The sequence below is a fragment of the Desulfospira joergensenii DSM 10085 genome, assembly GCF_000420085.1.
Classification (GTDB): Bacteria; Desulfobacterota; Desulfobacteria; order Desulfobacterales; family Desulfobacteraceae; genus Desulfospira; species Desulfospira joergensenii.
In genome coordinates this window covers 1,914,396-1,938,232 of the sequence record NZ_ATUG01000001.1, presented here as the reverse complement: position 1 = coordinate 1,938,232, position 23,837 = coordinate 1,914,396, and the positions used below count along the sequence as shown (strand labels likewise).

Genomic DNA, 23,837 nt, shown 5'->3' with positions numbered 1-23,837 from the left:
TTCTTCAAATGATTTTAACTTGATCCGTTTTAGGCCCATGATGTATGATGCGCCTTTTTGACAATCTTTTTGGGCCGGAGCGGCAGGGAAAAGGCCTGGGAATAGAAATAGGGTACAGAGGAAAAACAATGAATATACTCGTGGTAAATACCGGATCATCTTCTTTAAAATACCAATTGTTCGATATGGATACCACCGTTTCCATGGCAGGCGGAGTGGTGGAGCGGATTGGTGAGGAACAGGGGGTGTTGAATCATAAGGATTTTTCCAAAGGCCGGGAGGAGAAAACCCGGCTTGAGCAGAAAATAGAGGACCATAGGGAGGCCATGCACCTGGCAGCCTCCCTGATCACCCATAATATCGATGCCGTTGGCCACCGGGTGGTCCAGGGGGGAGAGGCCTTCAAGGAGGCCGTTATCATTGACCAGGCCGTAAAGGAAGCCGTCCGGGAAAACAACAGCCTGGCCCCTTTGCACAATCCCCCCAATCTCATCGGCATTGAGGTGGCTGAAGACCTGTTTCCGGGCAAGCCCCAGGTGGCTGTATTCGATACCAATTTCCACCAGACCCTGCCGGAAAAGGCTTTTCTCTATGGACTTCCCTATGAGTATTATCAGAAGTACAAGATCCGGAAATACGGGTTCCACGGCACCTCCCATAAATATGTGGCGGGCCGGGCAGCCGAACTCATGGAAAAACCGGCCCGGGAAATCAATCTGATCACCCTTCATCTTGGGAACGGATGTTCCATATCCGCCGTAAAAGGCGGGAGATGTGTGGATACCTCCATGGGCATGACGCCCCTGGCCGGAGTCATGATGGGAACCCGGACCGGCGATCTGGATCCGGCCATTTTCGGGTATCTCATGGATCATACCGGGATGAGCCAGAAAGAGATGGACGAGGTCCTCAACAAGAAGAGCGGGCTCAAGGGAATCTGCGGCCACAACGACTTAAGGGATATCCATGCCCTTGCCCAAAAGGGAGACCGCTTGGCGATCCTTGCCGTGGATATGTTTGCCTACCAGATCAAAAAGTATATCGGTTCCAGTGCTGCGGCCCTGGGCCGGGTGGACGGCCTGGTCTTTACGGCCGGAATCGGGGAGAATGACGATATTGTCAGGGCCAGGATCCTGGAGGAGTTGGATTTTCTGGGAATTGATTTGGATGAAGAAAAAAATAAAATCCGTTCCGGTCAGGCCCGGGCCATCCACAAGGATATAAGCCGGGTTCAGATCTGGGTGGTCCCCACCAATGAAGAGCTTCAGATCGCCATGGAAACCTGTGAAGTCCTTGAACGGTAAAGGCCGGTTCTAAAAGGGAATGGGCCGGTTCATCCGGGGCAGGAACAGCCGGGTTTCCGGGAATTCTCGGCCCAGTTCCTCCACAAAGGAGGAAAGATCCTCCTGCCGCGAAACCGGGGGGAAAAAATTATCAAAGTGATGGGGAATCACGGCTCCGGGTTTAAGAATCCTCACATATTCCAGGGCGATTTTGTGAATGTTGGAGTGGCCCTGGAGGGGGATCATGAGAAGATCCAAGGGGCCTTCCCGGGCAATCCGTTCCAGTTCCTGCCTTTTGGATCCCCCGCTGCCGAAAAAGTGGATGGTTTTATTCTCCAGGACAAAGCGCCAGCTCAATACCCGGCCGCAGGGCCAGGCCAGAAAGAGCTTGAAACAGGGTAAAAATTCAGGAAGTATACCCTTGATCCGGCTGAGCACCAGGCGCGGGTCAAACCGGATATGCCGGCTGAAAAAAGCCCGGGCCTTTACCCCGTCCACATCCTTTTCCCAGCCGTCCCGGTCCACCAGGGTCAGGCTGTCCGGGGAAAGACCCTGCCGGATCAGACCCGGCCCAAGGGATTTGGAGCAGTAAAGGTTTCCGGGCCGGATCCGGGGCAGGTCGGCAGCATGGTCAAAATGGCCGTGGGACAGGAAGACATGTGAGACCGGTCTCAGGTTTTCCGGGGTGAGGGGCTGGATTGGCCTGGCCCGGGCATTCCGGCTGATATAGGGATCAATGAGAAAATCAAGGTTCCGGGTCTGAATCCTGAACCCTGCGGTGCCCAGCCAGGTAATTTCCATTTGTTCCTCCTTATGGGTCAAAAGCCGAAAGTCCAAAGGCAAAAGCGATACAAGTCCTGGACCCATGGTAATTTCTTTTAGGGAATTTGACAATTTAAAACCAGGTCTTATTTTCAGAGAAATTTTTATTTTCGGTTAGCAAAAAAGTCCCAGTGTCCGGCCTAAGACCTCCGGCTCCGGGCTTTTGACTCGAAGCTTTTGACTTTAAGAAGGAGATGAACATGGCAGATCTCACAGCCATCATGGAAACCAGCAAAGGCACCATCAACCTGACACTCTTTGCAGACAAAACCCCGACTACCTGCGGCAACTTTATCAACCTTGCCCAAAGGGAGTATTACAACGGCCTCAAATTCCACCGGGTCATTGCCGACTTCATGATCCAGGGCGGATGTCCTTACGGCAACGGCATGGGCGGGCCTGGATATGAATTTGAAGATGAGTTCAAAAAAGATCTCAAACATGACCGGCCGGGAATCCTTTCCATGGCCAATGCCGGCCCCGGAACCAATGGAAGCCAGTTCTTCATCACCCACGGTCCCACACCCCACCTGGACGGGATGCACACCGTATTCGGCGTGGTCCAGGGGGAGGAAGATCAGAAGGTCGTGGACAGCATCGCCCAGGGAGATACCATAGACAGCATTACCATCAAGGGCAATACCGGCTCATTGCTGAAAAAGGTAAAGGCCAAGGTGGATGAGTGGAATAAAAAACTGAGCAAGGCCTTCCCCAAACTGCCGAAATAAAACAGAGCAGAATCAGGACGATAAAAAAAGGCCGGGAAACAGGGTTTCCCGGCCTTTTTCTCTTTTCTCAAAGTTTTATGTAGCGTTTGGGGTTATTCAATATCAAGATACAGGGGAATCACATGGAGGGTCTTGCTGTCTTCTTCGGTATTGCCCAGCTGCCATTTTTTGACCGGAACACCGGCCTCTTCGATCTTCTGAATCATCCCCTTGATATTGATCAGGGGATGGCGCAAAAAGACATTGGGCAGACCGTAGGTCAGGCTGCATACCAGGCATTTGCCGGGCCGCTGGGTCAGATTGAAGGCCAGAACCACCCGGTTGGCTCCCCGGGAAATACACTCCAACCGTATATCGTAAGCCCCTTCCGAGGCATCGCCGTACAGGGCCTCGAAGAATGCATCGCTTTTTTCCGGGGGCATGAGCCTGTCAAGGGATTCCTGTGAAAAAACATTTTCCAATAGGAGTTGATCCGTCATTTTCCTTCCTAAGTTTGAGATTTTTTTTTACCCTTAGATTTTCTATTTATCTAACCTGCCTGGGAAAATCAAGCCCCAAACTCCGGCAGCCGGATTCATTATAAGGGAAAACCCTGTCCGGACGGCCTTGTCCTTCGCCCGCAGAGTATGATAGAAAACCCCCATGGATCTGTCCATCATTATTCCGGTTTACCGGGAAAACAAGGTCATCTGCGGGACCATCGCCCGGATCCGGGAACTGGATCTGCCCTGCAGATTCGAGATCATCCTCTGCGACGGGGAGTCCCGGGCTTCCACCCTGGCCCATGTCAGGAGGAACCTGCCCGGGTCACGGGATCTTGTCCTGGTTGAATCCGGCAAAGGGAGGGGGATTCAGATGAACGCAGGAGCCGCCAGGGCCAGGGGGGATCTTCTCTTTTTTCTCCATGCCGACACCTTCCCGGACCGGACCGGCATGGAAGCGATGCTCCAGAGTTTTTGGCAGAAGAGCAGACCAAGCACATTCTGCGGGGCATTTGACCTGCATATCAACTCCCGGAAAAAGATCTTCCGGATCATTGAGAAAACCGCTTCAACCCGGTCCCGGCTGACCCGGATCCCCTACGGAGATCAGGGTATTTTCATATCCGGGCCGTTCTTTGAGCGGCTTGGAGGATTCCCCCGGGAACCCATCATGGAGGATGTGGGCCTCATGAAAAAGATCCGGACACGGGGAGTCCGGCCTGTTTTCCTTGACCATGCCGTCTCAACCTCTGCCCGGAGGTGGGAAAAACAGGGGATCGTCTATACCACCCTGAGAAACTGGGTGCTGATCTGTTTATACTCCCTGGGGGTCAGTCCCAAACGCCTTGTCCGGTACTATTGAATGTAATGACTAAAAATCTCCTCCGAGTTTTTCAAGATCTTCTGCGGTATCAACGTCCCTGAGAAGAGGCAGGCATCCCAGGGACAGACCGGATTCTGCGGCAAGGGTCAGGGTGGCAGGGAAAACCCTGTCCGTGCTCCATTCTATGCCCTGGAAAATCCGGGGGGTAAAGCTTTCCCGCCTGAATCCGATGAGCCAGTACCCGCCGTCAACACTGGGGCCGATAACCATGCCGTGCCGGTCAAGAAAATTAAAGGCCCGGACAAAGTGGTCGGATCTGATTTCAGGGATATCGGATCCGGCCAGAACCGCCTTTTGGGCACCGGTTTCAAAGGCATGGGCCAGGGCATGGGCCATCCGCTCTCCCAGGTCTTTCCCGGCCTGGGGGAAAAAAGAATGCTCCTTTCCAAGCCAGGACTCCATCAGGGATAATTTGTCTGAAGGGCAGAAAGCGATGTCTGTCCGGGCTCCCGAACTCCGGGCCGCCGTGAGCACGGATCCGGCAAATTTTTTATAGAGTTCAAGGGCCCTGGTTTCCCCCAGGTCCCGGGCCAGCCGGGTTTTTACCTTTCCTTTTTCCGGAGCCCTTAGAAATAGGATGATTTGGTTTTGTTTTGTTTTGTCCATTATCCTTAAGTTTTCTACAGTGGTTGCTTAACCCGCGGCGGCTTTTTGCCGTCGCCGCTACAGCAGAAGTTATACGCTCCCCTCAATTCTCTTGATATTAAAACCTTCATCTGCATTTGGCTCTTCAAAAAAACTGGTTACATGATGAAAGACTTCTTCTGTGTCAAATGATGCTCTTTCTGGTTGCTCAAGCCGCCTTTGTGCGATCTGTTTAAGGCAGATTTCGTCACTGATATTCATATAAATCAGTTCATGAGGAGCATCGATTTCAGAATATAATGTTTTAAACCATCGTCGCTGAGAAACAGTATTAGCCGGAAAGTCCATAACCACATCAGTCCCTGTGCGTAAAATATTTTGGACATGTGATGTTACCAGTGGCTTTAATTGACGAGAAAATTTAAGATAGTCATCAAATTTTGTAATTTGTCCTGGAAACAGAGATCCTAACCATTCATCTTCGGAAATAAGCACAGCATTCTGATCGTGTGCCACTTTTTTAGATTTTGTCGTTTTCCCGGCACCCATTTTTCCGCAGAAAAAAATCAATCTCCCATTTGCTTTCATTTGATTCCCATTGTTCAATTCATTTAATCATAGAAACGTATAATGCGGGCATGAGGGGCTTTGCACCCTGCGAAGCGGCGGGTAAAGCCCCTCTCAATGCATTTGTCGTGTGTGATTTGCTGATAGTCTTTGTATATGTATTCCATTTAAAGTTTGGATTATTTTTATCTCCTGACCGATAGATGTTCATTAAAGCAATCAATGAATTATCACCACAATCGTCATTGATGTCCACTCCGATTTTCCTAAACAAGAACGTAATTTCGGGATAGGAGGGAAAGCGAATGGAAATATTTCTAGGAGGAGCAACAGATTCCGGTGTAAAGCCATCAGGGAGTTGTACCCATTCACTTTTGGAAGTATTTAGTGCTATCCATCTATTAGAAATCTTAATGATTACGAATTGATGACCATTGATTGTCATTTCTTTATCTTGTCTAGTCAGGGCCTGATTATAAGTATCTGACTCACTGCTAATCGTGTAACGGATATCTTTGGGATTAGTTACCAAATGAAGCGCTTTTACTACTGCAATGAACGATCTGGCATAATGTGAACAACCAAAAGCCGCTCTTGTTTTGATAATGTCATCTGCAGAGGGGGCAAAAAAGACATCTGCCGGATTCGACTGCATAAATTTTGAACGCCAATTTTTTAGAAGTTGTTTTTGTCGAGATGTAAGATTTAATGTGCAGAGTATCCCAAGTTTTAGTATTTCTAATTTATCGTAAATTATGAATTTGCTCGGTTCGATCGCGTTTGTTTGAACACCAAGTTCAGGATCTGCTATTATTTCTAATACTTTCAACAACTGAGAGAATTCATCTTTCTTATCATATGAATCAAGAATGGGTTTTATTAGATTGAACGCGTACTCTTTAACTGCTGGCGTTACTTCAATAAGAGACCCTGCGTCTTTGGAATACGCTGGTAAAAAGAATAAACAAAATAGAGAAGTCAGAATCAATGTGACTGAAGTCCGGGTTAAATTTTTCATAGCACTCGATTTCGTTAGCTAAAAATTTTATAGATCGTTTTTACCACACAGCTGTTGAACTCTGCGGCGCGGTTGTTTTGCGTCCGTACCAGCGACAGGCTATGCCACCTTTTGGATTTCTTTTGATTCGTATTCGGGAAACATAATAATAGCAGGATGCACATCAAATGCAGTTGCAAGTTGCAGGGCTCTCTTTTTCCCAATTTCTATCTTATCATTTTCAAGCATACTGATATTTTTTGCATTGATTGAGCAATATTTAGCTAATTCCTCCTGAGTCCATCCTTTCAATTCGCGCAGCATTTTAATCACTTCCCCAGTAGTTAAGACAGTATGCTGTTTTGCCGGTATATAATTCGATTTATTGGTTTTCATCATTTTAGCCCCCACTAATATTTATGTGGTGTTATATCAATTACATAAATCGTAGCACCCTCTTTTCCGATAGAATAAATAACCCGATATTGAACGTTGAGCCGGGATGATCGTTGCCCTTCACGGTCTCCCTTTAATTTTTCATCATGAAAACCAGGAAATTCTTTTAATTTATCTGGACCATGTCGAAAAACGATACTTTTCCAAAGTTCGTATTTTTTTACGATCTGCAATGGTAGTTTTTCAACAACCTTATTTAATTTGTGATGTTCTCGGATGCGCCACATTATTAATATTAATACCTTATTAAATAAGATAAGTCAAGGTGGTTATGGAGAGGCATAACATATGCTTGAGGGGTTTTTGCGTAGCGGCAACGGAGCAAAAATCCCTCTTAAAGCAGAGGTTATATTCTTCTAATTTTTATTTCATCCACAAAGTAAGAATAACCACCATGAACAGCCACTCTGTGAAATTTATTATACCTTAAATCATCGGCAGATATATTACCGACCCTTTGCCCTTCACAATCTATTGTTAAAGTGATTGTATTTGCTTTGGTAATTTGGAAATTAAACTGGTACCACACATCCCTAAGAGACTTAAAATGAGATTCAATCGTGGCTCTTGCTATATTCTTTTCAAATGCACCTTCAATTCTGGTTTCAATTACAATCTGAAAATTTTCTTCTTCGTGACGAATTGCAAACCCATAGCCATTTCCGTCACGATCCTCTATCGATAATCGATCAGCAGGCCCACCATCACTACTTGAAGGTCGATGTAGCCATCCAGAAAACAAAAGGCCTCTTCCTACTTTTTTGAATTCTTTAATCCCGCCATTAGGATCATTAAAACCGGTCTTTTTAAGACAAAATTTTCCTGTATGAGCAATCTCATCGCTATGCAATACATTCCCATCTCGATAAGTCAGCCATCCTTCAAACATTTCAAAATTATCTGACAGTATATTACCTTTAGAGTGGAAAAGATTATTCGCTATTTCTTTTATCTTGTCCCAAAAATACCAAACCGCTGCGAGTCCGCTTGTTAATGTGGCTATTATTATGATCAGTTCCATTTACTATCTTTCGAAATATAATGCGGTGCTGACCGGCGCCGTTCACCGATCAAGCAGACGCAGTCTGATTGATCGGTGAACGGTGAACTGACGGGCTGCGCCAAGGCGCTTCAAAAAGGTGCCTGAGCTGCTCGCGGTCCCGTCCAGTGAATGGGTTATGTTTACCGTTGAATGCTGTACAATTTTAAGAATTTTGAATTAACAGCTCCTTTATTAATACAGACTACATAATTGATACATATCGAAAAAATAATAGGCCAATATAATTTTAAAACATTGTTCAAAAAATAAAAAACTATTGAGACTAAAACTAAACTTAAAAAAGTCTGCAAATATTTTGAATCGTCTTGATTGAAAGGTACTTCATCTATCATGGCAAGACCTGTATAACAGATTGCTCCCATAATTAAATTCCAAGCAGGAGAAATTATATATAAGTAGTTTTGATTTTCAAAAACATAAAAGCCACTCTTAAATCCAATAAAACCTAAAATTGTAAGTCCAAATATTTTCATACAGAATACAGAAAAGGCATCTTTTTTAGACGCAATCAAAAGATGTGTAAAAGAGGTAATTATCCCAAAAACTATTACTATCGAGGCTGTTAAGGATATGCAGATATGCAGTACCGAAGGTGTACCTGCGTGTTTAGTGCTTGGTAAAAGAAGTTCTATAGTTTCCCTTCTACATTCAAGATTAAATATGAACAAGAGAATGAGTGTATAACCAATTAAGAAAACAGATAATTCACTGAAATCAGGGTATAGCGAGCTATAAAATTTTTCGTACCCGGATATAGCTTTAGAAGCCTTATTAACTATAACTGTTTCCAGAGGTGTGTTCTCAGGTTTGGCAAAATACGTTTTTTGATCTTCCATTTGGGTACTACATTTTGGGCATAAATTTTCTGATGAAGCACATACGGTTTGTTTTTTCAAACATGCCGGGCAAATTATTTTTAGAGGGGTACATTCTTCGGGCACTATTTTATCTGATGACCACTTTTGGGCATTTTGGATACGAATATACATGAAGGTAAAATATAAGCCCAAACCAAATAGTAAAACCGAGCATCCTGCATAGAAATAAATAGTGGTCATGGCATCTGTCCCATGAATCTCAATTGACCCAGATTTTTGGGGTACAGTAATATAACCTTTGTTCTCATAAGAGAGGTAGCTTGTAAAAGCCATGATCATTAAAATGAAGCCAACGATGAATAACAAATAAATGCTTGCTCTCGCAGATTTTTGAGAATTGAAATAAAAACGCGGTTTTTTAATTTGTTTTGTATTCATATGAATTGTAAGTTAGGAAACATAACATAGATTATATGTATTTACGTAATTTCCGATTTTTTACTCTTTCCCCAAACCCCATATGTAAAACCCATTGAAAAGTCAAGGGATTCCACTGATATTGATTATGCGGTTTTACATATAATCAATATTCGAGGAGAGTGTGGTCCGTGTTTCAAAGGTGGTGGTAATTCCTGAGCAGTCCGGTTTGAAGTGGCAAGAATCTTCATCCCCGGCCGGAACAGACTGCGCCTCCGAAGAGTGAAGAATTTTGAGAGCCTCTAACTTGAACCACACGGAAAGGGAAAAACTCACTTCGTTCAGACAGTTTCCCTTTTTAACCGTGTGATCCAAGCAAGAGGCTCTACAAAATCCCACTCGATGTCTCCGCCGCAGTCCGCCCCGGCCTCCCCCGATAGGAGAACCGGTGATGATAATTGTGGCATTTGGAAAGGGTTTTAGAAGTGTCTATTCCTTCCCCGCCTTTTTTTTTCCAGCCGGGGGGATGGAGACAAAAATCATGGAAAAAGGATCCTGGTTTATGGTAAAAGGACCGGATAAAGATTAACAAAGAGGGGATAAAATATCTGCCATGGAAGTTCTTTTCCTGGGAAAAAAATTGAAAAATCCGACCGTGCTGGCCTCAGGGGTGCTGGGCTCCAGTTTTGACAGCCTCCAGCGGGTCTTTGACAGCGGCTGCGGCCTGGTGACCATGAAGTCCATCGGGCCCGGGCCCCGGGACGGGCATAAAAATCCCACGGTCATCAATCTGGGCCACGGGATGATCAATGCCGTGGGCCTGCCCTCTCCCGGGTTTGACAATATGGATGAGGAATGGGCAGCCCTGGAAAAGAGAACCTTTCCCCTGAACGCCAGTATCTACGGGGGATCGGTAAAGGAATATCAGATGGTGGCGGAATCGGTGTCCAAAAGAAATCCCGATTTCCTAGAGATCAATATCTCCTGTCCCAACTCCGAGCAGCACGGCATGATCTTCGGCATTGACGAGACCTCTTCCTTTGAGGTGGTGTCGGCCGTGAAAAAGGTCATCGACGTTCCCCTGATCGCCAAGCTCACCCCCCAGGCCCCGGATATCGGGAAAATCGCCAAAGCCTGTGAGGATGCCGGTGCCGACGCCATCTGCGCCGTGAATACGGCAGGACCGGGAATGGTCATTGACATTGAATCCAGAATGCCGGTGCTGGCTTTTAAAAAGGGGGGATTGTCCGGCCCCATGATCCGCCCCATTGCCGTCAGATGCGTCTATGACATATTCCGGGCCGTATCCATCCCCATCATCGGCCTGGGAGGCATCACCACGGGAAAGGATGCCGTGGAGATGATCATGGCCGGGGCCAGTCTGGTGGGCATGGGATCCGCCGTTCTCTACCGGGGCATGAAGGTGTTTGATGAGGTGAACTCGGAACTTTCATCCTGGCTTGGGGATCATGATACAGACATCAAGGATATCATCGGCGCGGCCCATGGAAAGGAAGGGTCAAAATGAACCCGGACACAAAACACAGAGAAGAACAGAAACCCGTCATGATCCGGGTAGCGGAAGTTCAGGTTCACGGCCCCACCTTTGCCACCCTGTTTTTCGATGCTCCCATGGATTTTAGCCCCGGCCAGTTTGTCATGGTCTGGATTCCGGGAGTCGATGAAAAGCCCTATACTATTTCCTATCATTCCCCGGACCGCTTCGGCATCACCGTGGAGGCCAAGGGCCTTTTTTCAAAGAAGGCGGTCAGCCTTTCTCCCGGGGATCTTGTGGGATTCAGAGGCCCCTTTGGGAAGGGATTTGAGATTATTTCATCCCCGGATGTGGCTGTGGTGGCCGGGGGATGCGGCATGGCCCCCCTGGCCTGTCTGGTGGAGCAACTGGATCCCAAGGTCTGCCTGATCCACGGAGCCCGGTCCAAAGAGTTTATTCTCTATCCGGACCGGTTTGAACTTGACCGGAGGATCTGCACAGACGACGGCAGCCTGGGCCATAAAGGCTTTGTCACCGATCTCCTGGAAGAGGAGATTCATACCCGGACCCAATCCGGGCAAAAACCCTTGGACATGGTCTATGCCTGCGGCCCTGAGATCATGATGCACCGGGTGTTTGAAATCTGTGAAGACCATGGCCTTCCCTGCCAGGTTTCCCTGGAACGGTATATGCGGTGCGGATTCGGGGTCTGCGGAGCCTGTGTCTGCGGAGGGCAGGTGGTCTGCAGCGACGGCCCGGTTTTTGGATCCGAAATTCTCCGCACCCTGGAGGATTTTAACCGGACGGCCCTGCTTAAATCGGGGAAGCCGGTGAGGTTAGAGGAGTATGCAACCTGGAGATGTTCCTGAAAGCGAGAACAGTTATCAGCGAGAACAGCAAGAGCAGAGAAAGGAAGTTTCATGACCTATAAGGAAGAGTTTATCGAGTTTCTGGTGGAATGCGGTGCCTTGAAGTTCGGGGAGTTTGAGTTGAAGAGCGGGAGAATCGCCCCCTATTTTATCAATACGGGCATGTTTGACACCGGTGGAAAAATCAAAAAACTGGGAACTTACTATGCCAGGGCGGTTCAGGAGCATTTCGGCTCGGATTTCGACGGGATCTACGGTCCGGCCTACAAGGGAATTCCCCTCTGCATCTCTGCGGCCATGGCCCTGTCCGAGGCAGGCCTGGACAAGGGCTACGTGTTCAACAGAAAAGAGGCCAAAACCTATGCCGACAAGAGCCAGGTGGTGGGTATGACACTGACCGGTCAGACCCGGCTCATCCTGGTGGACGATGTCATCACCTCGGGCAAGGCCATCCGGGAGTCCCTGGATATCCTGAAGACCTGTGAAAATCCCCGGGTCAAGGGCATCGTCATCAGCGTAAACCGCCAGGAAAAGGGCAAGACCGAGAAAAACGCCCTTAAAGAGGTGGAGGAGATCCTGGGAATTCCCATTTTTTCCATTGTCACCCTCACGGATATCAAGGAATATCTGTTCAACCGGGAGGTGAGCGGTAAAGTGGTTTTGGATAAGCCCATGATGGATAAAATAGATCTATACCTCGACACCTACGGAGCAGACTAGTGTTTGGACGAAAACTCACCCGTCTGCCAAACCTGGATTCCCGTCGGCAATGAAAAGGGGATGTGGAAATGGATCATGACAATGAACTGGGGGAGATGATCCCCCACACCATTACCCGGTACCGGAATCATTCTTTGAAAGAGGAGCAGACCCATGTGGCGGCGGAAGTCCCCCTGACCTTTGAGGTCAATGACCGGGAAATCGCCACACTCATGTGCACCCCTTCCCATCTCAAGGCCTTTGCCTGCGGTTTTTTGTTTACATCCGGCTTTATCAAGGCTGCAGACGATATCCTCGGCATGGACCTGGACCGGAAAAAGTGGCGCATGGAGATCCGGGTAAGGGATCTCATGGATCCGGATCTGCTGGGGAAAAGAGTCTATACCTCGGGATGCGGCAAAGGGGTGATGTACACCTCCATGATGGAGCTTTCCGGCCGCCATCCCATTGAGAGTTCCGTCCGGATCCCGGGAGAGGATATCATCCGCACCATGGGCTGGCTCCAGAAATGCTCCACTCTCCACAATACCACGGGCGGGGTCCATTCGGCTGCCGTGAGCGTCAACGGGGCCCTTCCCGGGTTTCACATCGACGATATCGGCCGTCACAATGCCGTGGACAAGATCATCGGCACCCTGCTCATGGAGGGGACAGACTGCAGCAATATCGTCCTGGCCACCACGGGCCGGATTTCCTCTGAGATCCTTCACAAGGCCCGGCGGCTGGATATCCCCATTCTGGCCTCCAGGGGGGCCCCCACCCACCAGAGCGTCCTGCTGGCAGAGGAGATGGGCATCACCATCGCCGGCTTTGTCCGGAGAACCAATTTCGCCGTGTTCACCCATGCCCGGCGGATCCTGGCCCGGTGATCCGGTTCCGGTTCAGCCCCCCTGGTTGACATCTCCATTCAATTGTTTTAATTTTTATCTTACGATTCCCTGAAATTAAGCCGCACAGGCTTCCGGAACATTTTTAAAATAAAAAAAGGCGATCATACTGACATTATGAGCGAATATCTGCCTGTAAGATCTTCCCATGTTTTATTGTTAAAGGATGTTTCCCTGTTCCACCAGCCAACGGACGGGGAGTTTGTCCTCTATAAAAGGGAAGGCAGTGTGCTGGATCAATTCTGGGCCAAGGATCCCGGGCTTCCCGATCTTTTTATCCGGGCCGGGGACAGGGACAGTGCCCTGGAAGAGATGACCGCCTCCATGAATGGGGGAATCCGGGAAAGTATCGCGGCCGGAGGGCTGAATCAGGTTAAGGACACCCTCTGCCGGATTGTGGATGAGGCCCTGACCCCGGGCCAGGAAAAGGTCATGGACGCCCTGCCCGAGACCATTGAAATTCTGCTGGATGCATACGAGGAAGATCGCCGGGCCCTGGATTATTTGACCCGGATTGCGGCAAAGTCCAGGGTCATGGTGGAGCACTCGGTCAATGTTACGGCGCTGGTCCTTCAGTTCTGTCTCTTCCACGGCATGGACAGAAGCCGGACAAAGTGGATGGGTCTGGGCGCGCTTATCCATGATGTGGGAACCGTGGAAATCGACAAAGCCATTATAGAAAAAAAAGAGCGGCTCACGGAAAAAGAGTTTAAAATCTATTCCGGCCATACGCTTTTCGGCCATGAAATTATCGTCCAGACCACGAATTTTAATGAACTGGTTTCCCGGATCGCCCTGGAGCACCACGAGAGAATAGACGGCAGCGGTTACCCCCATCAGACCCGGGATATCGCCTATGAAAGCCAGGTCATCGGGCTTATTGACTCCTACGAATCCCTGACCTATTGGACCAAGGAGTTCAGGAAACGGAAAAAACCCTTTGACTCCCTGAGTTTGATCAAGGATGAGACTCTTGGAGGGAAATTTTCCAAAAAGATTTTCAAACAGTTTACATCCTGCCTGATCAGGTAAGAATTCCGGATAGTGCCGGGGGGACTGATCCTGGAGTTTAACCGAGTTTGAAACCTGCCGGCGGCGGCGCCAGGTCTTTTATCCTGAAATCAAAGGCCTGGTTTTTTCGGTCCGAAAGATAGTCCTTCAGGGTCTGGCGGATCACTTCAAAGGCCATCTCATCCCAGGGGATCCGGTCCGGATCAAACAATTTGACTTCCAGGCTTTCCGTGGTGGGGCCGAAATTCTCATCCAGAAGATCTGCCCTGAAAATGAGATAGATCTGGCGGACAAAGACAATATTAAACATCCGGTAGGGGGCGATGAGCCTCACCCGGGATCCGGTCTCTTCGAAGCTCTCCCGCACAGCCCCGTCCTGGACGGATTCACCGTTTTCAAGATATCCTGCCGGCAGGGTCCACATTCCTTTTCTGGGTTCAATATTCCGCCGGCACATGAGAATCCTGTCTTCCAGGACCGGGAGGCACCCCACCACCATTTTGGGATTTTCATACTGGATGTTCCCGCATCGGGTGCACACGGCCCGCACATGGTCGTCATCCCTTGGGATTGCCTTTTCAACCTCTGCCCCGCAGATATTACAGAATTTTATGCTCATTTATATTTCCCAGGTTTTCCTTTCCTCCCCCAATAATTTTCTTTCCGTATCCATACAGGAAATCCAGTTTCTGTACAAGTCCGAACCCCGGGATCAGGAAGAGTCTTTTCCCTGTCCTCCGGCCAGGGTCCACAGGGCCTTGATCCGGGCATTGGAAAGGTTCTTGCGCAGGGTGCACAGCCCCAGGATAAAGGCCGGCAGTTCCGGGGCCTTTTCCAGGACGATCACATCCTTGGGAACCGGGCTTTTTTCCAGGACAAGCCTGGGGATCAGGCCGATCCCGCATCCCAGGCTGACCAGGGCGATGATGGCTTCATGACCCGAGACCTGGGAGTAGACATTGGGAAGAATCTGATTTTCGGCAAACCAGATGTCCAGGCGTTCCCGGCTCAAACCTGTATCCGGGATGATAAACGGGGTCTTTTCCCAGTCGATTTTCTTGTCTTCCCTGTAGAGAATGGTGCCCGGGAAGCGCCTGGGGCCGATGAATACCAGGGGGCTGGCCGTCAGCTCCATGAATTCGATCCCCTTGTCCAGATGGCGGGGCATGGCGGCAATGACGACATCGGCATCCCGGTTCCTGAGCTTGTCCAGGGCCCTGGCAGGATCCCCGGTTTCCAGGTGGATCTGGACCTTTGGATGGGCCTGCCGGTAGGTATTGATGATATTGGGCAGAATGGCATAGGCAGCCGTGACCGAACAGAACAAGGAAAGTTCCCCCTGGAGAACCTCATCTTCGGAGAGTTCCTCCTGGAGGGTTTCCCACCTCCGGATCACATCGTCGGCATATTTTTTAAAGGCCAGCCCGGCATGGGTCAATTCAACGGACCGGTTGTCCCGGACAAAGAGCCTTTCCCCCACATCGGCCTCCAACCGCTGGATCATCCGGGTCAGGGCGGAAGGGGTCATATTACAGGCCATGCTGGTCCGGGCGAAATGGAGGGAGCCTGCCAGATGTCTGAACAGCTTCAGGGCCCGGATATCCACTATTGAACCCTCTCCATAAACCGGACATGAACCGAGGTTCCCCCGGAATTGAAGCAGTCTTCAGGGGTCTGGCAGGCCTTGCATCTGGAGATGTCCCCGGGGCAGATATCCTGGTCCGTCGGGATAACCCGGCACCGCCGGGAATCGATCCGGAGTCTGAAGTTGTAGCGTTCGGAAAAGATCTGCATGCGGAGCAGGTCAAACCCGTTGCCGCCGGCATTAAAGGCAAAAGGTTTTTTCGTCCCGTAATCCCCGGATTCCGGCGGGGTAAAATAATTTTCAAATATCAGATGGATCTTTTCACGGGTAAACCCCACCCCGGTATCTTGGACGATCATTTCCGGACAATTGTCCCGGGTCTGGAGCAGGACCTTTATCCTGCCCGGGTCCGGGGTGTATTCAACGGCGTTCCGGATCAATCCGTCAACGACCATATCCAGAACCTCGACCGGGATGACGACCGGGGCGGTCTCTTTAAGTTCCGTGGTCAGCCGGCATTTTCTTTCCCGGAGTTGATGGCCCAGGTGCCCGATTCTGTCCTTGAGATAGTGGTGCAGGCGGATGGTTCGGGCAGGCGTCTTTCTGGGCCCGAAAAATTCATCCACGACCTTCCGGAGCCGGGAGATTGGATCTTTGTCCTTTCCAAAGGTATCCAGCAGAACCTCCATTTCATCCCTGCAGGCGTCGGCCATGCGGGTCAGCAGGTGATAGGCTTTATAGTCTTTTTCCTTTAAAAGATCTTCGGTCTCGTACTGGATGTCCAGGATCCGGCCAAGGTTTCTTTGACTTCTCTCCAGAACAGTTTGGATCTCTGTGCCGGGGATATCCATGGATGTGAGCTTCTTTTCCAAAAGTTTCATGGATGCCCCCAGGACCGCCACCGGGGTTTTCATCTCATGGGCCAGGTGATTGATGACCTTGTCCTTTGCATGGTTGAGTGCCTTGAGCTCCCGGTGGGATTTTTTCAGCTCTTCGTGAATCCTGGCATTTTCAATGGGCAGGGCAATGGTGGAGCCCACCGTGGCCAGCAGTTCCGCATCGGTTCCGTCAAAGTCTCCGCTGGACTTGTTCACCACGGAAATCACCCCGATGGTCCTGTCCTTGAGCTTGATCGGGACGGACAGCATGTTCCGGGTGACAAGATCGGTTTCGTCACTGACCCGCTGGTAATAGAAATCACACTTGGAGACATCCGGGACAAGAACCGGGGCCCCCGAGGTAAAGGCCCTGCCGGAAACGCCCTGGTCGGCCGGGAACCGGATCGTTTTAAATTTCGAATCCGAGGCGTCCTCCCGGAACCGGGCCGCGTAAAAGAAAAGCTGATCCCGGTTTTGATCTGCCAGCAGGATAAAGCTGCCCTCCACCCCGACCAAAAGCTTGATCTCCCGGTTGATATAGGCGATAAGCGCCCTTAAATCCCGGTAGCTGTGCAAAGCCCGGGAGATCCTGAACATGATCTGCCGGCTTTGCTCGATCCGTTTCTGGGCGGTTATGTCCCGTAGGATAAGCACATGGCCCAGGGGGGAATCGTCTTCATCAAAGATGGTGGAACCGTTGATCAGGATATCCAGGATCCGGCCGTCCCGGGTATATCTCTGGGTTTCAAAGTCATGAACGGACCTGTGTTCCAGCAGGTCCTGCATCCCCTTTCTGGCCTCGTCCAGGAGATGGTCCGGGATAAATTTTATCTTTTTGCCCCGGACCTCTTTCAGGGTCCAGCCAAAGACCCGCTCAAAGGCCGGATTGATATAATCCACCCGGGAGTCCAGGGTAAAGGCAAACACGGGATCGGGCAGAAATTCCAAAAGGCTCTGGAGCCGTCTGGGGGCCTGCCGGTCTTCCCGGATGTCTGGTTTCTGCGTTTTGCCCATGATTTTCCCCGGCCCTTTTGGACCCTGAATTCATCTAAAACCCGGTCATTGAAAATTGGCGGTGAAAACATCTCGATACTTTAACCATTCTCAATTCACTGATCTGTTATAGCCGGAAAATGGCCCGGTTTTCAACACCCTATCCGATATGGGGCTGGAAACCCGGGGAATACTATCGATATTTCTATTCAAACCCGGCTTGAAAAAGTCTTTTCCAAGTCAATCCAGGTCTTTTTGATGGGGCAAAACGCATCCGCTGGGGGCCGGGCCGGGAACCGGGCCCGCATTATTTCCCGGGCAGCCCCCGGTAGAGCCGGATAAATTCCGGGACATCGTTGTTTGAGTCGAACCTGAGGTTCTTCATGGCCCGGGTCATGGCCACATAGATCAGATTGTATTCGTCCGGATCCGCAAGGGAGGGGTTGGTAAACCCGCCCTTGTGGACAAGGTTTTGAAAATCATCCATCATGAGAACGTCGTCCCATTCAAGACCCTTGGCCTTGTGTGCCGTGGTGAGGAGAATATCTGCCCCAGGAGCGTCAACGGCCTTTTCCATGATCTTTCGGATCAGGCCCGGGATGCTTTTTTCATATTCTTCCACCACGGCACAGATGCTCAACAGCTCAAGGTCTTCCACATCCAGGGCATAGGATTTCAGATTGGCGTAGCTTCCAAAGGAACGGATATAGCCGTTGAATACCGGTTTTTCCGAGTACAGATTGTGGACATCTTTGATGGAATCGAATTTATATCCCTGTATGCCTCCGACAAACCCGATCCGGTTCCGGGTGCAGAGCCGGGCCGCTTTTTTAAAGAGCGTGGCATTGGTCCTTGCGATGATGGTATGTTTTTTGGGATTCCACTTTGGTTTTTTTGCCTTTTTATAGGGTGTGCCTCTCAGTTTTTTGTCTTCCCCTTTAAAAACCTCAAGAACCATGTTTGCGATTCTGGCAATATTGCTGTCGAACCGGAAGCTCTGGGTAAGAAAGAGGGTTTTTGCGGCCCGGATATTTTTCAGGGTGTCATTGGCTCCCCGGAAACTGTAGATCTGCTGGTGGGAGTCGCCCACCAGAATGATGGACGCCGGATGTCCGGGCCTGTTCAAAGACCCGGATTGACGGAAGATGATATCCCGGGTCACCGGGTTGATGTCCTGGGCCTCGTCCAGGAGGATGCAGTCGTAATCCAGAACCGGACTGGAGAGCTGGTAAAGCTTGAGATATCCGTCATGGAGCATGCCGATGCGTTCATCGCTCCCTTTGCACATGAGGCGGCCGAGCCGGTTTGCATGGGATACAAGGTCAGGCAGGTTTCTTTTCTTCTCCCTGAAGAAGGTTTTGGCGGCAAAGGGGATATGATCCCCGGATACTTTTGCATCCGGGGAAACAAGATAACGATTGAGGGTGTCAATGGTGAACCGGGCTTCTTCGTAGGTGTCGAGTTCCAGGACCTCTTTTACAATATTTGCCTTGAATCCGGGAACCAGCCGGTTTTTATGTTGGACCCCCTTGGCCCGGAATCCAAGGGCATGGGATGTCCGGCAGAAGACATGGGATGGGAATTTCCTTTGGGCCTCCTTCTGCACCCCCTTGTTAAAGGCGATATATAAAAACCTCATGTCCGGTCTTCGCCGGGTGTATTCCACCAGCGTACTGGTCTTGCCGGCACCGGCAAAGGCGATAACCTTTAAAATCTCTCCCGGGGCCAGGTCGGTTTTGATGATCTGGTTTTGTTCGTCCGTCAATTTTATCATTTTTTTTCAGCTCCACCCATGGCAATGGGGAAATATAATCACTTCCGGGGGCGATGCCATAAAAAATATGACAAAAACATGCCCACTGCGGGCATGCCTGATTCGGAAACTCCTTTACGTCGGGTGAACAGGGATTCGTGGCTTATTTTCCTGTTCTTTCACGGGGGAAAAGAAGCAGGGAAAGAGAATAAAAAAAATACGCCCCTCGACGACGGCCCGATCAGGTATTAGTTTAACAATAAGTTTTACCTCACTTTATTAAAGGAAGCTTATCATGAAAAAAATTATAACATTTTTGATCATATGCCTTGCCTCGGCCCCGGTATTTGCCTTTGACGGCAGGGCAGTCGAGTACCGGATTGACGGCCGGTCCTATGAGGGATATTATATCAGTCCGTCGGATCAGGCCCCTTTGGTCCTGCTGATCCATGACTGGGACGGGGTAACCGGATATGAGATCCGGCGGGCCCGTATGCTGGCCGACCTGGGATATGCCGTATTTGCCGCGGATCTGTTCGGAGCCGGTGTACGCCCCACCCGGACAGAGGATAAACGGAGGCTTACCAAAGAACTTTACAAGGACCGGGCAAAGATGAGGGCTTTGATGAAGGGTGCCCTGGCCCAGGCTGAAAAACTGGGCGCCCATACGGGCAACGCCGTGGCCGCAGGATATTGCTTTGGGGGCGCAGGCGTGCTTGAATGGGCAAGATCCGGGGAGAGCCTCAAGGGATTTGTCGCCTTTCACGGCGGATTGAAGACCCCCGAGGGGCAGGATTATTCAAAGACCCGGGGCCGGGTCCTGATCCTCCACGGTACGGCAGACAAGGCCGTGCCCATGGATCAGTTTGCCGGCCTGGCCCGGGATCTGGAATCGGCCGGTGTGGACCATGAGATGATTGCCTATGGCGGTGCCCGTCATGCTTTTACGGTTTTTGGTTCAGACCGGTACCAGGCCGTGGCAGATAAAAAGTCCTGGGAGCGGTTTACCGCTTTCTTAAATGAAGTATTGGATAAATAGTCTATTTTTGGAAAGGATATTCCCATGGATCAAAGTGTCAATGTCCAGGTAAAGGTCAGACAGATCTCGGCAACCGCATCCGAGGGAAACGCCCGGGGTCATATCGTGGTCATGGACCGGCCCGGGGCCAAGGGAGGGGAAAACCGGGGGGCCATGGGCGGGGAAAATCTGCTCATGTCCCTGGGCGGCTGCTTCATGAGCAACCTTCTGGCGGCCGGCCAGGCCCGGGAGACCGAACTCAATGGTGTGGTCCTGGAGATCACGGGGGAGCTTGGCGCTTCTCCTGCCCGGTTTGAGCGGGTAAATATGAAGATCCGCTCAGAACTTGAAGACAGGGCCCTGATGGAAAAACTGGTGATCATTGCCGAAAGGGGATGCATCGTTGCCAATACCCTGAAGCAGGGGCTTGAGGTGGGAATTTCACTGGAATGATCCGGACCACAGATGGATAGATATCCGGATTTTGCCGCTTTGGCTGCCCATGAGACCCTGAACCGGGATTATCGAATCCGGGTCCGGGATCTTGGCACCGGGATTACAATCATGGCCCCCCACGGCGGAAGAATCGAACCCAGGACCTCCCTGATCGCCGAAAAGATCGCCGGTGATCTCTTCAATCTTTATTGTTTTGAGGGAATCAAGGAAACCGGCAACCGGGATCTTCACATCACCAGCCACCGGTTTGACGAACCTTCGGCCCTGGATCTGATCTCCCGTTCAGAGATCATCGTCACCATCCATGCCTGCAAAGAGAGACAAAAGATCGTCTATGTCGGAGGTCGGTTCAAAGACCTTGCCCTTCGGATTGAGACGGGCCTTATGGATATCAATATTGCAAGTTCAGAAAAAGAGAGTTTTCCGGGGACCCACCCGGACAATATCTGCAACCGGGGCCGGGGAAAAAAAGGGGTCCAGCTGGAGATCTCCAGGGGAATCCGGGATGATACAAAGGCCCTTGCCCAGGTTTCCAAGGCGGTTCATTCGGTTCTGAAAATGGTTGTCTCATGATTTGACAATAACGGCCCAAAAAAGACCCGTGCCAAAGAACCATTGATTTGGGCGCCCAAAAACATTAAAAATTTTTGGATCATCATACCATTCTTCTTCTTGTTTTTGTTCTAGATCAAGATTGACGGATCATGCATTGTTTTCTTCGGTTTCAAGGGGCAACCGGATTATGAAATTGGATCCCTTCCCCGGGGATGACACCACATCCATGGTTCCGCCGTGGTTCTGGGTAATAATGAAATAAGAGACAGATAGCCCGAGCCCCGTTCCCACACCCACAGGTTTCGTGGTAAAGAACGGTTCAAAAATTTTTGATTGAATGGTTTGATCCATTCCCGGACCGTTGTCTTCGATTTCGATTCGCAGCATTTTGTCTTCTTTTGCAAGCCTGACAATAAAACAGGGATGAGCTTGGTTCTCCATACCCCGAGACTGCATGGCCTGGGCTCCGTTACGGAAAATATTCAACAGCACCTGCTGAATTTTTGTCCTCTCACAGGGAAGCATGGGCAGATCCTCTTCATATTCTTTTACAATTTTGATGGTTTTAAAATCGTACTCTTTTTTCAGATCATAGTCTGTGGCCGCAAGTTCTATAATCCGTTCCATTAGATGGGCCGGATGGTGGGGAGAAAAAGCATCATCTGATTTTCTGGCAAAGCTGAGCATATTATCAACGATTTCCGCGACCCGCAGACCGGATTCATTTATAGTATTGATCATCCTGAAAATGCTTCTTTTGTCCATGAAGGCCCGGATTTGCTCGATGGAGACACTCACTTCCCGGGCAGCTTTAAGATTTGCGGGCATATTAAGGTCCATCAGCCTCGATTTCATCACATCGGCCGACTGTATCATCCCGGCCAGGGGATTGTTGATTTCATGGGCCATGCCTGCGGCAAGCCCCCCGGCAGAAAGCATTTTTTCACTCTGGATCATCATCTCTTCCAGGCGCACCTGTTCTGTGACGTCATCCACCCGGATCACGGCGCCTTCCACACCGTTGGCCACCAGGGGAAAAATGGTGATATCCTCGTACCGGCAGGCCCCCTCCCGACCTTCGCGAAGCACCTTTGAATCCCGGAGCACCCGGCGCTCCCGTATGGCCGTTTTCATACGGTCCATTTCACGGGTCAGGACGGGAAACACTTTTTCCAGGGGCTGGGAATACGCCTTTTCTGAAGGGATGCCCGTGACCTGCTCGGCCCGGCTGTTCCACTGGGTCACCATCCCCTTGCTGTTCACTCCCACCAGGACCGAGGGCATGGAGTCGATGATGTTGGAAACGAGGCGTTGGGCTGTTTTGAGGTCAGCGTAGGAGGTGGAAAGATCCGCAGCCATGACATTCAGGGCGTCCTCGATAAGGCACCACTCGTCCCTTCGATTAAGATCAATGCGTGCGGTAAGATTGCCGCGACGAAATGCCTTGATGCCGTCACGAATATCGTCCATGGGTTTTTTGATAATGCTTTTAAAAAAGAATGTGGTCAGCACAATCAGGGAGGCGATAAGCGCCAGGGAGATCCCCATCAGCGACGCTTGGGTAACCCGGAAGGTTTGCAGGACCTTGGTATTGGCCGCGTTGACGGCCTGGACAACATCCCGGTCAAGTTTTTTCAGTATGGCCTTTGCCTGGATTCCGGCGCTTTCGACATCGAGCATGCGCTTTTTCAGTTCAATCATGACCGCATTCAGGGCCAGAAGCCCGTTTTTATATGTCTGAAGGTCTCTGATGACGGCGCGGCCCAGATCAGCGATCTGGGGGTCACCGGCAATCAGGGGGCGCAGGCGAAGATCCAGTTCATCAATGGCGGCAATCAGCGGGTCACCATCCTGGTCAAGGGGGGCATAATAGGTCTCCGGCCATCGCTCTGCGTGCAGCTTGCCGATTTCAAGCAGACTCTGCCGGTATCCGACGACCAGTACTGAAAGCTGCTGCAGGATGGTGGTGTCGTCGCCGATAAGAACCGCATTGATCAGTTTGCCGCTGATAATTTCATCCAGACGGTCGAATCCGGATACCATATGCCGTTCAGCAGCACGCACAAGGCGCAGATCGGCGTTGACCAGCCGGCACTGCTCCACCAGAAACTCCATCCGCCGGACAGACAACCCAAGCGGCGCTTCCAGGTCACTGCCCTTGATCCGGCGGGCTAAAACTCGGGTAACCTGGATCAACCGCTCACCTTCACTGTCAAGATGGGCCTCGTCTTCGAAAAAGGTACCCAGCAAAAGATTGAGATCGGCAACAATGGATGACAGCTCCCGTTCGGTCAACGCGTTTGTCATGACATTGTTCATATCGTTGCGGATCACACCGCCCAGTACGTTTTCAATCCGGTGGAAAGAGAGGATCACCGCCAAGACAATCATTAAAAAAACGGAAATGATCAGGGCGGTAACGGCCAGGAGTTTGGTGCGGATACGCATATCGGAAAACCTGAAGGGAAACCGCATGTCGGATTTTTCGGTTGTTGAACGGCTCATGAATCGCGGAC

Annotated in this window: 24 protein-coding genes; 11 read left to right on the top strand and 13 right to left on the bottom strand. The window is 50.3% G+C overall.

The window, feature by feature from the left end:
* The first annotated feature begins 128 nt into the window (after positions 1 to 128).
* A complete protein-coding gene (locus F608_RS0109870; RefSeq protein ID WP_027362629.1) occupies positions 129 to 1,304 on the top strand; it encodes an acetate/propionate family kinase in 1,176 nt (391 codons plus the stop codon).
* 9 nt (positions 1,305 to 1,313) lie between these two features.
* Here the strand turns inward: F608_RS0109870 and F608_RS0109865 are convergent, their stop codons facing one another.
* Positions 1,314 to 2,084 (bottom strand): MBL fold metallo-hydrolase, encoded by a 771-nt coding sequence (locus tag F608_RS0109865; protein ID WP_022665469.1) that lies wholly within the window; start codon positions 2,082 to 2,084, stop codon positions 1,314 to 1,316.
* A 221-nt stretch (positions 2,085 to 2,305) separates the two neighbouring features.
* Between F608_RS0109865 and F608_RS0109860 the strand changes: the two genes are divergently transcribed.
* Positions 2,306 to 2,833: a peptidylprolyl isomerase gene (locus tag F608_RS0109860; protein WP_022665468.1), complete on the top strand. Its 528-nt coding sequence runs from the start codon at positions 2,306 to 2,308 to the stop codon at positions 2,831 to 2,833.
* A gap of 92 nt (positions 2,834 to 2,925) precedes the next feature.
* Here F608_RS0109860 and F608_RS0109855 read toward each other — a convergent pair whose 3' ends face one another.
* Positions 2,926 to 3,312 (bottom strand): hypothetical protein, encoded by a 387-nt coding sequence (locus F608_RS0109855; protein WP_022665467.1) that lies wholly within the window; start codon positions 3,310 to 3,312, stop codon positions 2,926 to 2,928.
* A 163-nt stretch (positions 3,313 to 3,475) separates the two neighbouring features.
* Between F608_RS0109855 and F608_RS0109845 the strand changes: the two genes are divergently transcribed.
* Complete coding sequence (locus F608_RS0109845) at positions 3,476 to 4,177, top strand: TIGR04283 family arsenosugar biosynthesis glycosyltransferase (RefSeq protein ID WP_022665465.1); 702 nt, start codon at positions 3,476 to 3,478, stop codon at positions 4,175 to 4,177.
* A gap of 9 nt (positions 4,178 to 4,186) precedes the next feature.
* Here F608_RS0109845 and F608_RS31355 read toward each other — a convergent pair whose 3' ends face one another.
* From F608_RS31355 to F608_RS0109815, 6 genes are all read right to left on the bottom strand, one after another.
* Entirely contained in the window at positions 4,187 to 4,804 is a 618-nt protein-coding gene (locus F608_RS31355; RefSeq protein WP_022665464.1) for a TIGR04282 family arsenosugar biosynthesis glycosyltransferase, read from the bottom strand.
* A 69-nt stretch (positions 4,805 to 4,873) separates the two neighbouring features.
* The gene (locus F608_RS0109835; protein WP_022665463.1) at positions 4,874 to 5,371 is read right to left on the bottom strand and encodes a P-loop nucleotide/nucleoside kinase family protein; all 498 of its coding nucleotides are present in this window, start codon (positions 5,369 to 5,371) and stop codon (positions 4,874 to 4,876) included.
* Between the two features lie 19 nt (positions 5,372 to 5,390).
* Complete coding sequence (locus F608_RS31350) at positions 5,391 to 6,368, bottom strand: hypothetical protein (protein ID WP_051148516.1); 978 nt, start codon at positions 6,366 to 6,368, stop codon at positions 5,391 to 5,393.
* Between the two features lie 99 nt (positions 6,369 to 6,467).
* Complete coding sequence (locus F608_RS0109825; protein WP_022665461.1) at positions 6,468 to 6,746, bottom strand: helix-turn-helix domain-containing protein; 279 nt, start codon at positions 6,744 to 6,746, stop codon at positions 6,468 to 6,470.
* A gap of 403 nt (positions 6,747 to 7,149) precedes the next feature.
* On the bottom strand, positions 7,150 to 7,824 hold the full coding sequence (locus F608_RS0109820; protein WP_022665459.1) for a hypothetical protein: 675 nt from the start codon (positions 7,822 to 7,824) through the stop codon (positions 7,150 to 7,152).
* Positions 7,825 to 7,985: 161 nt separating this feature from the next.
* Positions 7,986 to 9,122, bottom strand: coding sequence for a hypothetical protein (locus F608_RS0109815; RefSeq protein WP_153307478.1), 1,137 nt, complete (start codon positions 9,120 to 9,122; stop codon positions 7,986 to 7,988).
* A gap of 592 nt (positions 9,123 to 9,714) precedes the next feature.
* Between F608_RS0109815 and F608_RS0109800 the strand changes: the two genes are divergently transcribed.
* The 5 genes from F608_RS0109800 (at position 9,715) to F608_RS0109780 (ending at position 14,104) form a co-directional block, all read left to right on the top strand.
* Entirely contained in the window at positions 9,715 to 10,629 is a 915-nt protein-coding gene (locus F608_RS0109800) for a dihydroorotate dehydrogenase (RefSeq protein WP_022665455.1), read from the top strand.
* On the top strand, positions 10,626 to 11,465 hold the full coding sequence (locus F608_RS0109795) for a dihydroorotate dehydrogenase electron transfer subunit (protein ID WP_022665454.1): 840 nt from the start codon (positions 10,626 to 10,628) through the stop codon (positions 11,463 to 11,465). Before F608_RS0109800 ends, F608_RS0109795 begins: the two co-directional genes overlap by 4 nt.
* Before the next feature lie 51 nt (positions 11,466 to 11,516).
* Positions 11,517 to 12,185 carry an orotate phosphoribosyltransferase gene (gene pyrE, locus F608_RS0109790; RefSeq protein ID WP_022665453.1) on the top strand — a complete coding sequence of 223 codons (669 nt, stop codon included), beginning with the start codon at positions 11,517 to 11,519 and terminating at the stop codon, positions 12,183 to 12,185.
* A 68-nt stretch (positions 12,186 to 12,253) separates the two neighbouring features.
* Positions 12,254 to 13,054: a formate dehydrogenase accessory sulfurtransferase FdhD gene (fdhD, locus tag F608_RS0109785; RefSeq protein ID WP_022665452.1), complete on the top strand. Its 801-nt coding sequence runs from the start codon at positions 12,254 to 12,256 to the stop codon at positions 13,052 to 13,054.
* A 135-nt stretch (positions 13,055 to 13,189) separates the two neighbouring features.
* On the top strand, positions 13,190 to 14,104 hold the full coding sequence (locus F608_RS0109780; RefSeq protein ID WP_022665451.1) for an HD-GYP domain-containing protein: 915 nt from the start codon (positions 13,190 to 13,192) through the stop codon (positions 14,102 to 14,104).
* A 37-nt stretch (positions 14,105 to 14,141) separates the two neighbouring features.
* Here the strand turns inward: F608_RS0109780 and F608_RS0109775 are convergent, their stop codons facing one another.
* From F608_RS0109775 to F608_RS0109755, 4 genes are all read right to left on the bottom strand, one after another.
* A complete protein-coding gene (locus F608_RS0109775) occupies positions 14,142 to 14,702 on the bottom strand; it encodes an NUDIX hydrolase (RefSeq protein ID WP_022665450.1) in 561 nt (186 codons plus the stop codon).
* Positions 14,703 to 14,795: 93 nt separating this feature from the next.
* Positions 14,796 to 15,689 carry an HTH-type transcriptional activator IlvY gene (gene ilvY, locus F608_RS0109770; protein WP_022665448.1) on the bottom strand — a complete coding sequence of 298 codons (894 nt, stop codon included), beginning with the start codon at positions 15,687 to 15,689 and terminating at the stop codon, positions 14,796 to 14,798.
* A complete protein-coding gene (locus F608_RS0109765) occupies positions 15,689 to 17,560 on the bottom strand; it encodes a sensor histidine kinase (protein ID WP_022665447.1) in 1,872 nt (623 codons plus the stop codon). The genes ilvY and F608_RS0109765 overlap by 1 nt, the downstream gene beginning before the upstream one ends.
* A 286-nt stretch (positions 17,561 to 17,846) precedes the next feature.
* Positions 17,847 to 19,313, bottom strand: coding sequence for a UvrD-helicase domain-containing protein (locus F608_RS0109755; protein ID WP_022665444.1), 1,467 nt, complete (start codon positions 19,311 to 19,313; stop codon positions 17,847 to 17,849).
* Positions 19,314 to 19,587: 274 nt separating this feature from the next.
* Here F608_RS0109755 and F608_RS0109750 point away from each other — a divergent pair, with 274 nt between their 5' ends.
* From F608_RS0109750 to F608_RS0109740, 3 genes are read left to right on the top strand one after another with little or no spacing between them, the layout of a single operon-like run.
* A complete protein-coding gene (locus F608_RS0109750; RefSeq protein WP_022665443.1) occupies positions 19,588 to 20,331 on the top strand; it encodes a dienelactone hydrolase family protein in 744 nt (247 codons plus the stop codon).
* A gap of 24 nt (positions 20,332 to 20,355) precedes the next feature.
* Positions 20,356 to 20,763 carry an OsmC family protein gene (locus tag F608_RS0109745; RefSeq protein WP_022665442.1) on the top strand — a complete coding sequence of 136 codons (408 nt, stop codon included), beginning with the start codon at positions 20,356 to 20,358 and terminating at the stop codon, positions 20,761 to 20,763.
* Positions 20,764 to 20,775: 12 nt separating this feature from the next.
* Positions 20,776 to 21,339 carry a poly-gamma-glutamate hydrolase family protein gene (locus F608_RS0109740; RefSeq protein ID WP_022665441.1) on the top strand — a complete coding sequence of 188 codons (564 nt, stop codon included), beginning with the start codon at positions 20,776 to 20,778 and terminating at the stop codon, positions 21,337 to 21,339.
* A 129-nt stretch (positions 21,340 to 21,468) separates the two neighbouring features.
* Here F608_RS0109740 and F608_RS34600 read toward each other — a convergent pair whose 3' ends face one another.
* A complete protein-coding gene (locus F608_RS34600; protein ID WP_022665440.1) occupies positions 21,469 to 23,826 on the bottom strand; it encodes an ATP-binding protein in 2,358 nt (785 codons plus the stop codon).
* Between the last annotated feature and the right edge of the window lie 11 nt (positions 23,827 to 23,837).

Excerpts from the sequence above, each read along its gene's own strand:
- F608_RS0109865 (WP_022665469.1), bottom strand. The coding sequence starts at position 2,084 with ATGGAAATTACCTGGCTGGGCACCGCAGGGTTCAGGATTCAGACCCGG.
- F608_RS0109825 (WP_022665461.1), bottom strand. The coding sequence starts at position 6,746 with ATGATGAAAACCAATAAATCGAATTATATACCGGCAAAACAGCATACT.
- F608_RS0109775 (WP_022665450.1), bottom strand. The coding sequence starts at position 14,702 with ATGAGCATAAAATTCTGTAATATCTGCGGGGCAGAGGTTGAAAAGGCA.
- F608_RS34600 (WP_022665440.1), bottom strand. The coding sequence starts at position 23,826 with ATGAGCCGTTCAACAACCGAAAAATCCGACATGCGGTTTCCCTTCAGG.
- F608_RS0109820 (WP_022665459.1), bottom strand. The coding sequence starts at position 7,824 with ATGGAACTGATCATAATAATAGCCACATTAACAAGCGGACTCGCAGCG.
- F608_RS0109740 (WP_022665441.1), top strand. The coding sequence starts at position 20,776 with ATGGATAGATATCCGGATTTTGCCGCTTTGGCTGCCCATGAGACCCTG.
- F608_RS31350 (WP_051148516.1), bottom strand. The coding sequence starts at position 6,368 with ATGAAAAATTTAACCCGGACTTCAGTCACATTGATTCTGACTTCTCTA.
- F608_RS0109800 (WP_022665455.1), top strand. The coding sequence starts at position 9,715 with ATGGAAGTTCTTTTCCTGGGAAAAAAATTGAAAAATCCGACCGTGCTG.
- F608_RS0109845 (WP_022665465.1), top strand. The coding sequence starts at position 3,476 with ATGGATCTGTCCATCATTATTCCGGTTTACCGGGAAAACAAGGTCATC.
- F608_RS0109745 (WP_022665442.1), top strand. The coding sequence starts at position 20,356 with ATGGATCAAAGTGTCAATGTCCAGGTAAAGGTCAGACAGATCTCGGCA.
- F608_RS0109780 (WP_022665451.1), top strand. The coding sequence starts at position 13,190 with ATGAGCGAATATCTGCCTGTAAGATCTTCCCATGTTTTATTGTTAAAG.
- F608_RS0109795 (WP_022665454.1), top strand. The coding sequence starts at position 10,626 with ATGAACCCGGACACAAAACACAGAGAAGAACAGAAACCCGTCATGATC.
- pyrE (WP_022665453.1), top strand. The coding sequence starts at position 11,517 with ATGACCTATAAGGAAGAGTTTATCGAGTTTCTGGTGGAATGCGGTGCC.
- F608_RS0109855 (WP_022665467.1), bottom strand. The coding sequence starts at position 3,312 with ATGACGGATCAACTCCTATTGGAAAATGTTTTTTCACAGGAATCCCTT.
- fdhD (WP_022665452.1), top strand. The coding sequence starts at position 12,254 with ATGGATCATGACAATGAACTGGGGGAGATGATCCCCCACACCATTACC.
- F608_RS0109860 (WP_022665468.1), top strand. The coding sequence starts at position 2,306 with ATGGCAGATCTCACAGCCATCATGGAAACCAGCAAAGGCACCATCAAC.
- F608_RS0109765 (WP_022665447.1), bottom strand. The coding sequence starts at position 17,560 with ATGGGCAAAACGCAGAAACCAGACATCCGGGAAGACCGGCAGGCCCCC.
- F608_RS0109815 (WP_153307478.1), bottom strand. The coding sequence starts at position 9,122 with ATGAATACAAAACAAATTAAAAAACCGCGTTTTTATTTCAATTCTCAA.
- F608_RS0109870 (WP_027362629.1), top strand. The coding sequence starts at position 129 with ATGAATATACTCGTGGTAAATACCGGATCATCTTCTTTAAAATACCAA.
- F608_RS0109835 (WP_022665463.1), bottom strand. The coding sequence starts at position 5,371 with ATGAAAGCAAATGGGAGATTGATTTTTTTCTGCGGAAAAATGGGTGCC.
- F608_RS0109755 (WP_022665444.1), bottom strand. The coding sequence starts at position 19,313 with ATGATAAAATTGACGGACGAACAAAACCAGATCATCAAAACCGACCTG.
- F608_RS0109750 (WP_022665443.1), top strand. The coding sequence starts at position 19,588 with ATGAAAAAAATTATAACATTTTTGATCATATGCCTTGCCTCGGCCCCG.
- F608_RS31355 (WP_022665464.1), bottom strand. The coding sequence starts at position 4,804 with ATGGACAAAACAAAACAAAACCAAATCATCCTATTTCTAAGGGCTCCG.